The sequence below is a fragment of the Methylocystis sp. H62 genome (assembly GCF_015709515.1).
Lineage (GTDB): Bacteria > Pseudomonadota > Alphaproteobacteria > Rhizobiales > Beijerinckiaceae > Methylocystis.
This window is the reverse complement of record NZ_JADNQZ010000032.1, coordinates 16,337-27,341: the sequence shown is the minus strand read 5'-3', so window position 1 is coordinate 27,341 and position 11,005 is coordinate 16,337. Positions and strand designations below refer to the sequence as shown.

Here is an 11,005-nt window from a genome sequence, read left to right as displayed (position 1 = left end):
AACAGATCCCGCAGCATCCGCGCTCCGGCGAAGGGATAATCGAGATGCAGTTCGTCGAGACGCCGCATCAGCTTCAGGTCCTCGGCCGACACCGGCCGAGACTTGTAATAGACCGTGCTCCGCGAAAGGCCGAGCATCCTGGCTTGTTCTTTGATCGGGAAGGCGTGGCTGCGATCGATCATCGCTTTGCGCTCAGCAGGCCGGCTTTGCTGAGCGCGCCCTCTAAAAAATCATTGGCCAGGGTCAGCTCGCCAATCTTGGCGTGAAGCGACTTCAAATCCACGGCCGCCTCTTTCGGCTCCGCCTTCTCCTGCCCGAACACGCCCGCCGCGCCTTCCAGAAGCTGGCTCTTCCACGTCGTGATCTGGTTCGGATGCACGTCGAACTGCTTGCGCCAGTTCGGCCAGCGTCTTCTCGCCCTTGATCGCGGCCAACGCCACTTTCGCCTTGAACGCCGGAGAATGCGTCCGGCGGCTCCTCTTCGTCATCGAATGCTCCTGATTCGCAGCGAGAATCCTCGCCGCCGTCAGGCAGAAAATCCACTCATCTCACTGTCCGAATTTGCGGGGCCAGCTCTCTGTGCGCATCGCTTGCGCGATCAATCGTGCGTCGTTGATAGGCGAAGCCTTTGCGAAGGCCTTCATTTGGCGGACCTCGATGCAGACGACGGGCAGCCCGCGTTCGGCTAGTCCGCCGAAAAGCCAGGGCGCCAGCGGAGCTGCTTCGAGACCAATGCGGCCGATCTCGCCGTCGAATTCCTCGATGCATCGGCCTATGTCGTCCGGATCGCTGGCGACAACGCGCTCCATCACGGCGTTTCCAGCATCGTCGATGATGCAAATCGCTGTCAGTTTCACGGAGACGTCCAACCCAACATAGTAGCTCATGATCGCTCTCCTCCCGCCAAGCCAATGATTGCCATGCTATTGCTGGTGAGAGAGCGTTGTCGCGCTACCTGCTGGAGATTATCCCAGCTCGAAAAACCGATTTGATGGCGAAGATCGCGGAATCGCGGCCGCGCGTAAGAGCGTGGTGTGAGCTGAATTTCTCTTCTTTTGGCGCCGCGGGGCGTTACGGCCCACGGCTTCAGTCGTCGTAGAATGCTCCATGGATCATTTAGCCCACCCTCGGTGTTGCATGCCGCGGAGCAAGCCACCCACGACGGACATATCTCACGCCGTCACCGAAAATCCTGGATAGACGCCATACGGATTTTCAGTTCGCGCATACTGTAGCCGAGCTGATGTTTCACATAAGCTCAGGAACCACTTCGGACTCATCACCTCTAGCGAAGGTACCGGCGTGACAAGCCTCCTTTGTTGTCGGAGAACCAGCACAGATTTTCCTTCTTTCGAGGTCACTCCACGCACCGCGTATGGCTGCATCATCGACGCGCTCCCCACAGATAATCATTTTGATTGTGTGAAAGATAATCTTCAGATCGACGGCGAGGCTGGCGTTATGCACATACCAGACGTCGAGTGCTGCCTTATCTGACGGAGAAATTGCTCTCCCGCCCATTACTTGGGCCCATCCTGTCAGGCCCGGGCGTACATGTAGGCGCGCCGTTTGAGCCGGTTGATCAATTGGAAGCAATGGGCGAGGACCAATGAATGACATTTCCCCGTTCAAGATGTTGAACAGCTGTGGCAGTTCATCTAATCGGGTATAGCGCATGAAGCGCCCAATCGCAGAAAAACGGTCTTCGTCCGGCACTCGGACACCGTTTTCGTCGTGGGCAGCGATCATCGTACGAAACTTGTATAATTTGAATGGGCGACCGTTCAAGCCTGGGCGTTGCTGCCAGAACACAACCGGCATTCCAACATCGAATGCGATCAAAAGTGCGAGCGCGGGCAGGAAGGGCGTTATAAGAACGAGCATCCCTAGAGCGCCCACGCGTTCAACTATCCGCCTCAACCGCAAATATCGCTGCTTCTTGAACGCAGCATGATCAACGGCGTCGAACTCGAAAAACGTCTTTCTTTCGTTGGTAGCCTCGGCAATCGGCGTCAGTCCCAACCCCTCGGTAAGTATTTCCACACTGATAGCTGACGTTTTTTCGATTTCGTTTAATTGGCTCCTAACCTTGAGTGAAAGCATTTGTAATGGCATCGAAACGACGACTCGGTTCACAAAAACCCCATGGATTTCAAGCTCGCATATCAATTTTGAGAGCTCTTCAGCAGAGCCCAGGATGCGCTTGCCGCCCACCAAATTTCCAACGTAGATCGGGTTCTCGGCAACAAGACCAGCGACATGGACGCGATGCTCCGCAAACTGCGCCACGGCCTGCAGATATAGGTTAGTCAATCGATTGAGACCGACGACAAGTACAGTGTCGCAGCTGACCTGTCCTTTGGCATCCATGATCACAGGCACAGATCGCTCCTCGAAGGCACGCAAGACACGCCTAGTAACTCTTGCGCCGACGAGAACGGTAGGAATCAGTAGCCCTTGAAGGATTGGCAGCGAACGAGGAACGCCGTCGAGCCGGTTGAAGCCGAACCCCAATGCAACAGCACCTATCACTATCGCCGCCGTCGCGACGAGAAGCCGCGAATAATCGGAGAACGCCGAATAGCGCCAGACCGTGCAATTCACGCCAAGCACAAGTAGGGTGACGGCGCTGATTCCCGTCGTGAATGCGAGATAAGGCAAAAGTGCAAACACCTTATCAACTGAGACGTCGATGTTCACGCGCAGGAGGAAAGCTGCGATCGTAGCGAACAAAATCAGGCCGAGGTCGATTCCCAACAAGAGGACTTGACGCATGAATGTGCCCCGAAAGACTTCCGTCAAATATGCCTTGTGAAAAAATCACGCCTTTTTTTTGACGTCAGCGGCGTTGACTTGCGGCTGCTGTCAATCGATGGCCCCGCCACCACCCGGCGGGGCTTACTAGATCAATTCTAACAGCTGAATTTTGTTTTGGTTTTCCAAAGATCTTCGAGCGCGCGAATCTATGCCAAAGGAACATCGGTAATTATGCACTTGACTTAGCAAGCCGCGTAAGCGATAACTTGGTCATTGGAGTTAGAACCGATGATCAACCTTTCCGCCCCTCGCTTCCATGACGAAGACACCGCCCGCGAGCATATCGAAGCCTCGCGCTGGCCAAATGGCGTGACCTGCCCGCATTGCGGATCGGTCAACGTCCGCCGCATGGAAGGCAAGACGCAGGCCGGAATGTTCCTGTGCAACGACTGCCGCGACAAGTTCACCTGCCGCACAGGCACGGTTATGGAGCGCTCGCACGTTCCATTGCATAAGTGGCTGCTCGCTATCCATCTGATGGCGTCCAGCAAGAAAGGCATTTCGGCGCATCAACTGATGAGGAACCTCTGCCTCGGCTCCTATCGGACAGCGTGGTTTCTCGCGCACCGCATTCGCGAAGCCATGACCGATGATAGCCACAAGACCACAGGCGGGCTTGGCGGCGCGAACAAGGTTGTCGAAGCCGATGAAAGCTACGTCGGCGGTAAAGCCAAGAACCGCGCCTTCAAAGAGCCTGCGCCTAAGAAAGCCGTTGTGACGCTCATCGAACGCGATGGCCGCGCCAAGTCCTTCCACGTCGCCAACGTGACCGCGAAGACCGTGCGCCCGATCATCGTGACCAACGCCAACCGCGCTAGCTCGCTGATGACCGATGAAAGTCTTATCTATCCCAAAATCGGCGAGGAATTCGCCAATCATCATACGGTAAACCACAGCGCGAATGAGTATGCGCGCCTCGGTGGCTACGCTCACTGCAACACAGCCGAGAGCTTCTTTTCGATCCTAAAGCGCGGGATTACCGGAACCTATCATTCAGTCAGCGAGGCGCATCTGCATCGCTATCTCGCGGAATTTGACTTCCGCTACAATACCCGCACGGCCCTTGGCGTCGAAGACACGGAACGCGCCGCTCGCGCGCTCAAGGGCGCGGAAGGCAAGCGACTAATGTATAATCAGCCTCGTTGAGCCTAAGACGATTAAGCAGAAGGCGCGCCGCTTCAACCGCTGGCGCAAACGTCACGCTTAGAGAGACTGAGCAACATGGCTGATATGCTTGCTATTTCTCAACTTATTACGAGTCTCAAGGCCGCGAAGGATATTGCGGCGGCGGCTGTGGAGTTGCGCGATTCCACAGCCTTCCTTGCAGAGGTCGGGAAACTCAATGCGCAAATTGTCGAGGCCCAAAACAGCATATTCGCGATTCAACAAGACCGCTCGGCGCTGGTTGATACGATAAGCGACCTCAAAAAACGCATTGCCGACCTTGAAGCATGGGAAACAGAGAAACAGCGCTACCAACTTGCCGAGATCGCTCCTGGTATTGTCTGCTATGAACTGAAGGAAGGAATGAGCGGCGGCGAACCTCCGCATCGCCTCTGTGCAAACTGCTACACAGCCGGCCAAAAACGCTTTCTCCAAGCAGTGCAAAATGGCCCATCCTTCTTCAGGTTTAGGTGTAATGCGTGCACCGAAGAAGTGCATTTTTCGCGCGGCGGGAATCCTCCCGTCAACAGGATCAAACCAACCTATTTCTGACCAGCCTTCTTCGGCCGCCCGCGCTTCTTCTGACTCACGCTGGCGTCATTTTTTGGCTTAGGCTGTGGCGGGGTTGAGAGGAGACGTTTTAGAATTTTGTCCTCCTGATTGCCGCCAACAACTTCTTTCCCATGGTTTGCCATATGTCCCGCCCACCTAACGACGTTCTCCCGCCGCTGGAAGAAGACGATCACCAGATATATATTGCCAAAATCGGTGAAGTGACAACCGCTTGGAATATGCTCCAAGAGTTTGTTGGGCTGATCTTTGCAGAGACATTCCCGTCCCCCAACAAAGGCATACCTCTCTCTATTTGGCATTCGCAGCAAAGCGATAGGAACCAAAAAAGGATGCTGCGCGCGGCTGTAGAAGCCGGCGCATTTGTAAACTGGAAACACAAACTTCCAAACACACATTCCGATGATATTATCTGGCTTATTAACGAATCTAATGAACTTTCTGGACGAAGAGATGAGGCTGTTCACTCCCCAATAGTTTTACAAAAAAGCGCAAATAACACTGTCGCGCTGCCATTCAATCTCCTTGGGAACCCACTTGCTCGTAGGTTAGCGGGAAAGAATTTAATTTATGAGTTAGAATTATCAACATGGCGCGCAAATAAGCTTAGAAACTACGCTCTAGCTATCGTCTGTGCTCTCCAGAGCGGGAACGCTCCATGGCCAAATAGACGGCCAACGCTAAGTCGCGAGCTTCACCGCCAACAGATGGCACAAGATCGCCAATAGAACTGAGGACCGCCTCTTTTCCCGCCTCGATCATCTCGGGCGTGACTTCAATTTCACTTGGTTTTAGCGCCGGCCTGTCTCCCATTGTCTAGCTCACGCTTACCAGCTAAGTCAAGTGCATAATTGCCGGAACATCGCCGCGCCGGTGGCCCGTCATTGCCGCTCCTTATCCTGCGCACGAGGGTAGGAAGGGTCTCAACGCGTTTCATCTCCTCGTTGGAAAATTCATCGAGTAACCTTGGTTTTCCTCGTACCGGTGGTTTGAACCGGCCGGGGTTGCCGGGAGGGCAATCTCTCGAGAAAGTTTCCCGGTAGGGACGTTCATTGCTGAACGCCCCCGGACAGATCCGTGCGTGCGGAATTCCCGCACACGGCTCCTATCTCGGATGTCTGGCGGCGAACCGCACGCTGGGCCAAGGATGAAGGATTCGTAGCTTTGGGAGATATTCGTCAGCCAGTGTCGCCATCCGCGTCCTGAGCACGTGGGCCCGCTGGCTGCGTACCTGTCGCGTGGATGAAACCCGGCGCACCATTCGGAGGTTTCTGCAGGTTTTTGGCCTGCTTCCCTGCGCGAACCGCCCGACATCGAACGCATGGATGCCGAGGGACCTCTGCAAAAGCCGTCGTTGGATGTCGAGCGCGACGGCGTCTTGGAATTTACCGATGATGACGCGTCGGCCTTCGATGATCACATTGGAATTGGACGCTATGGATAAGGCGTGAATTCGGACGACTTGGGCGGCGCATGACGTCTTCGTCAATTGTTGTCGACATGCAATTACATGAAACGTGGCAGCGTGTCCCATATCAGCATGGTCTCGTCGGAATGTTTCGGCAGTCTGTGTTCGGTCGGCTCGCCGGTTACGAGGACGTGAACGACGGCGAGCGACTTCGACACGATCCGGCGATGCGCTGGGTCGTCGGCGGCAGGGCCGCCGCCATTTCCGGCGCGGCATCGCCAAGCCAAATCGGCCGCTTCGAAACGCGCTGGCTCACCGCCGACAAAAATCTATTGGCGCTCACCGATCTTTCTGGCCAGTGGATCGACCGCGTGCATTCGCTCCGCCCGCTCAAAGGCGTCATCCTCGACATGGATTCGAGCGTCAGTCCGACCCATGGCAAATAGGAAAAGAGCTGCTGGAACGTGCATTACGAGTGCGCCTGCTATCATCCGCTGTTTGTGTTCAATCAGTTTGGCGACCTCGAAAGAAGCGCCCTGCGTCCCGGCAACGTCCATAGCGCCGATGGATGGGAGGGCGTGCTCAAGCTGGTCGTCATCCGCTATAATGGCCAGGTCTCTAACATCTATTTTCGAGACGAAGCGGCTTTCGCCAATCCCGACCTTTACGACTATCTTGAAGGTCAGGGCATTAAATACGCCATTCGCTTGCCGGCCAACCGCCTCTTGCAAGTAAGGATCGGCCATCTGCTGACGCGCCCCGTGGGGCGGCCGCGGAATGAGGTGCGGCGCTCCTACGCGAACTTCACCTATCGGGCCGGACGCTGGTCGAGACCGCGCCGCGTCGTCGCCAAGGTCGAATGGCAGGTGGGCGAGCTTTATCCGCGCGTTGGGTTCATCGTGACGAATATGTCGCGGCCTGCCGAGAACGTCGTCGCCGTCTACAACAAGCGCGGCACATGCGAGCAGTACATCCAGGGAGGCAAGGGCGCGATCAAATGGACGCGGCTTTCCTGCCGCTCCTTCGCCGCCAACGCCGTGCGGCTTCAGCTTCATGCGCTCGCCTACAACCTCGGCAACTTCTTGCGCACGCTGGCGACGCCGGAGCCGATCAAGGACTGGTCGATGACGACGCTCAAAGAAAAGCTGATCAAGATCGGCGCGAATGTCGTCGGTCACGCCCGCTACGTCGCGTTCCAGATGGCGGAGGTCGCCATTCCGAGAAGCCTGTTCGCCGACATCCTGCGGATGATCGCCGAACTGCGTCCGCCGCCCTTGGCGTCCACGGCGTAGAGCGTTCGCGTGTCATGAGTTCGGGCCAAACGACAGGAGAGATGTGTCCAATGACAGGCAATTTCGCGATTTCCGTAGTCGGAAGGCTGGCTCAGGTCGCCCCTTCGCGATCTTGCGTTCCAGCGGGGCTTTCCGACACGACCGCGCATTGTCAAACGCAGCGCATTGGAGGACACTTGCATCGGAACCGGGACCTATCCGGTGAATCCCGACTTATTGGAGAACTGATCGCTTCCTTCGGGATGGAGGTGCGTGTTGTCGACAGCGGCGCAAACGCGCTGGAGGCGATACCAAACATTCCAGCCGCACGTGGTCTTCGTCGGTTCCTGCGCATGAACGCATCCGAGATCAAAAGTCGCTACTGGCTCCCTCTCGAAGCGAGCCACGAGGCTACCGCCTGGGAGGTTCTCGACGCCGCCTACGGCGATCAATCGCGCGCTTACCATAGTTGGCGCCACATTAGCGACCTTATGCAAGCCTTCGAAAAACTGGCTGCACTTGCAACGCGACCCGAGCTGATCACGACAGCCATTTTCTGGCACGACGTGGTTTATCGGACGCGCGGTTCAGGTCAAAGCCGACGCGCAGATTTCCTTAATGTTCGGGATAGCGCTGAGACGTTTCGACGTTATACGCGCATGAATTCAGCTGACGCCGAGGCTGTTCAGGAGCTGATCATGGCGACGACCAATCACCTCGAGGCCAAGCCCAGCCGAGAGCGTTATTCAGGTTTCTCAAGGGATCTTGACCTTTTTGTCGATCTCGACCTCAGCCCTCTTGCTCTTCCCTGGGAGCAGTTCGCCTCAAACTTTGAAGACATACGCTCTGAATTCAACTGGATTCCGCAGGATGTCTTTAATTCTGGCCAGGCCGCCTTTCTCAGAAATCTTTTCGCTCGTGGAGACAAGCTATTCCGCCAACCGGAGACTATAAAAATGTGGAGGGCCGCGGCGCTGACCAATATTAGGCGTTGTCTGAACAATCTCTGATCACCGGCAACACGCGACGAACATCCAAAGGGTCGGCACCTGCCGGCGGGCGATGTTGAAGCCCTAACACCCTTAACCGGCGCGAGCGGGCCACTGTGATGTGTTGTGGACTGCTTGGCGGGACGGATTGACGGCCTTTCGAGGGGGCCTGGTTTCGTCGAAGGAGCGACGCCAAAAATGACGATCGAGGAACAGCTGCGCGAGCGACTGCGCAAGGTCGAAGCGCTGTATTTCGGCGCGGCAAGCGCCGGAGACCGGCAAGCGCCGCCGCCGAGCGGCTGAAGGCGAAGCTCGACGAAGCGGCGCGGCAGGATCCTGCCATCGAGATGAACTTCAGCCTGCCGGACGAGTGGTCGGTCCGTCTCTTCGTCTCTTTGTGCCGCCACTACGGGGTGCGTCCGTTCCGTTACCCGCGTCAACAGCGCACGACGATTATGGTGCGCGCGCCGCAACTTTTTTTCGATGCGGTGGTGCGGCAGCAGTTTTCCGAGCTGCATACCGATCTGTGGATATTTTTTGAGCAGACGACGGAGCAGCTCATCAAGAAGGCGGTCTGCTCTGATACGCGTGATGCGGAAACGACCGCCGAGCCGGGCGGATTGTGCTGACGCGAGCGGATCACGCCGCGCTGCATTTTTCTCTCTCGCGTGCGGCTTTCCAGTTCCAGGAAAAAAGTTCGCCGAGCCGATCGTTGATCGTTGCGCCGCACACGACACGCTTTGCGAAGTTCGGCGCTTTTGCCGCGAATACGGCTTTCGATCGCATAAACCGCCGCGAAGTTGTCGATGACCTCCCTGGCGAAGGGCGATTTCGTCGTCTTGAAAACCGCGACGAACTTGCGCACGCGTGAGCGGTCGGCGAATCTGGCGCAAGGTTGGATGTCGCTTTCCTCGCTCGAGCTGCGCGAACTCGTGCATTGCGTGGTCCAGCGCATTAAGGTTGGAGGCGAGCAAATCGACCGCTCGCAGGCCGGAGGTCGATGCTTTGATCCTCTCGGTCGCTGCAAATGTACGCCGAGCCGGAAAGCGGTGTTCGGCTGGTGATCGGCAACGGCCCCGCAAAGAGATCACGACGGCGTTATTGCTTTGATAGCTGAGCGATCGAGACGCGACAGATGTGCTTCGCGGGCGGTGACGATAGCGTCGAGTCGCGTGAGCTGTCTCATCTTGCTCCACAGATCGTGCGCGTTATTCTGCACAGCACATATCCTGTCGAGCTCACGCCAAGACGGCTCGTGGCGCTTTCTAAAATCTTGCCTACGACTTGGGCACAACGTCAACTCCTTGGCTTTGCGCCGAACTGACGGACTACCTGCAACAACGCTCGACATGTGACTCGCCGAAAACGGGCAGGAGAGACCCCTGCAGCGTCTTCACTGCCCGAGCCGAGGCGTTTCTGCATCGCCAGAAACATTCATTATTATCAATAACTTATTTGGCTTTGCTGGAGCGAAATGCGTCTAGACAAACCTAGGGGTAAGAGTGGGCCTGAACGCAGCGTTTTGCGACGCTGTAAAGCTATGCAATTCACTGCTTAACAAGCAAAATTTCCTAAACTGCATAACAGGGAAATATTTCGACGGAATGAAAAGTTGCGGAGTTTGCCAAAAAACAGGGGAAGCGGCGTATCTGGCCGATGGCCACCGCCCAACTCCCGGGCCGATCCGCGGCCAGTCGAGACCGAGTTCTTCCGGTGGTGGTTACCGCAAAACCAGAATGCGATTAGGCTAACGAAAACTCGCAAGCTTCTTTCCGAGTCGATTATTTCATTCCATTCGATGGGATGCGGCACATGGCCGACCAGAGCCTCAAAATCGTCTATAATAGCCGAACTCGACAATGTTACCCGTGACTAAGTCCCGGAAAAGCTGCTATGACGAAGCTCCCGCACGCTAGTAACTTGAATAACGCACCTAACGCACCCATAGACGACGGCTATCCGGTCCCTAAACCCTCGTCTGAGCCACCGCTAGAATTAGTGTTGGCGCCAAAGCGCTCTGATGCGAGGTGGCGCTTCGCATATATTAGCGCTTCCGTCGCAGCCGCCCTCATGATCGGCTATCTGTCGGGATCGGGTGCCGGCTTAGATCGTGTGCTCGGATTTCGCGTCGGCACTGAGCAACCCGATCTTTTGCAGGCGCCTCCTACCAAATCAAATGTGACGACGGACGCTAGGGACAAGCAAGAAATCGCGCGACTGGCCAACGAGATCGACTCGCTGCGAGCGCAGATCGAACAGGTTCGCCACAGCGTCGACAATCTCCACACTTCAGATCGATTGCGGGCGCTCGAAGCTGCGCGGGAACAAAGCGGCGAAGCTGGCGAAACGAATTCGACCGTAATGGCGAGACTGGACAAGCTCGAAACGCGCCTCGCGCAATTTGAGAACTCCACGTTCGGTCGCACGCCAACAAGCGCCTTTTCAAGACCTGAGCCTAGAGCCATTGCCAAGCCCAATGACAATTCTGAAATGAACGCTCACGCCCCAGATCAGAAAAGCGCCAGCTACCCGAAAGCGATCGCTGATTATGCGTTGCACCATGTTGATCGCGGGCATGCATTCGTTAAACGTCCAGATGGATTTCTCGAAGAAGTCGCGCCCGGCGATGAACTGCCCGGGGCTGGACGGGTGACCGCCATAGAGCGCCGCAACGACGGATGGATCGTCATGACGACGCAGGGAATCATTATTCAGCGCCGCTAGCGCGTTAAATTACCCAGACGTTTTTCCGTGGAGAGAGGCTCCGCGCGCGCGACACGGTGGAC

General features: G+C 56.4%; 8 protein-coding genes and 2 pseudogenes. 6 read left to right on the top strand and 4 right to left on the bottom strand.

Annotated features, from left to right (window positions below; translation table 11 throughout):
* The 3 genes and pseudogenes from IYY11_RS01590 to IYY11_RS01580 all read right to left on the bottom strand — a co-directional run.
* Positions 1-488: pseudogene (locus IYY11_RS01590) on the bottom strand (transposase); the annotation flags it as partial.
* A gap of 60 nt (positions 489-548) precedes the next feature.
* Positions 549-887 (bottom strand): transposase, encoded by a 339-nt coding sequence (locus IYY11_RS01585; RefSeq protein ID WP_196402464.1) that lies wholly within the window; start codon positions 885-887, stop codon positions 549-551.
* A gap of 361 nt (positions 888-1,248) precedes the next feature.
* Positions 1,249-2,775 (bottom strand): sugar transferase, encoded by a 1,527-nt coding sequence (locus IYY11_RS01580; RefSeq protein ID WP_196402463.1) that lies wholly within the window; start codon positions 2,773-2,775, stop codon positions 1,249-1,251.
* A gap of 270 nt (positions 2,776-3,045) precedes the next feature.
* On the opposite strand from IYY11_RS01580, the gene IYY11_RS01575 reads away from it, so the two are divergent.
* Together IYY11_RS01575 and IYY11_RS01570 are read left to right on the top strand one after the other, a co-directional pair.
* Entirely contained in the window at positions 3,046-3,963 is a 918-nt protein-coding gene (locus IYY11_RS01575; RefSeq protein WP_196402462.1) for an IS1595 family transposase, read from the top strand.
* Positions 3,964-4,038: 75 nt separating this feature from the next.
* Positions 4,039-4,533, top strand: a complete 495-nt coding sequence (locus IYY11_RS01570) for a hypothetical protein (protein WP_196402461.1) — start codon at positions 4,039-4,041, stop codon at positions 4,531-4,533.
* On the opposite strand, the gene IYY11_RS01565 is transcribed toward IYY11_RS01570, so the two are convergent.
* Entirely contained in the window at positions 4,524-4,931 is a 408-nt protein-coding gene (locus IYY11_RS01565; RefSeq protein WP_196402460.1) for a hypothetical protein, read from the bottom strand. The genes IYY11_RS01570 and IYY11_RS01565 overlap by 10 nt on opposite strands.
* Positions 4,932-6,051: 1,120 nt before the next feature.
* Here IYY11_RS01565 and IYY11_RS01560 point away from each other — a divergent pair.
* The 4 genes and pseudogenes from IYY11_RS01560 to IYY11_RS01545 all read left to right on the top strand — a co-directional run bounded on the left by IYY11_RS01560 (position 6,052) and on the right by IYY11_RS01545 (position 10,943).
* Positions 6,052-7,251, top strand: a pseudogene (locus IYY11_RS01560) (IS1380 family transposase).
* 176 nt (positions 7,252-7,427) lie between these two features.
* Entirely contained in the window at positions 7,428-8,240 is an 813-nt protein-coding gene (locus IYY11_RS01555; RefSeq protein ID WP_246719553.1) for a hypothetical protein, read from the top strand.
* Between the two features lie 326 nt (positions 8,241-8,566).
* Positions 8,567-8,848, top strand: coding sequence for a hypothetical protein (locus tag IYY11_RS01550; RefSeq protein WP_246719552.1), 282 nt, complete (start codon positions 8,567-8,569; stop codon positions 8,846-8,848).
* A gap of 1,441 nt (positions 8,849-10,289) precedes the next feature.
* Complete coding sequence (locus IYY11_RS01545; RefSeq protein WP_196402459.1) at positions 10,290-10,943, top strand: hypothetical protein; 654 nt, start codon at positions 10,290-10,292, stop codon at positions 10,941-10,943.
* Positions 10,944-11,005: the final 62 nt, after the last annotated feature.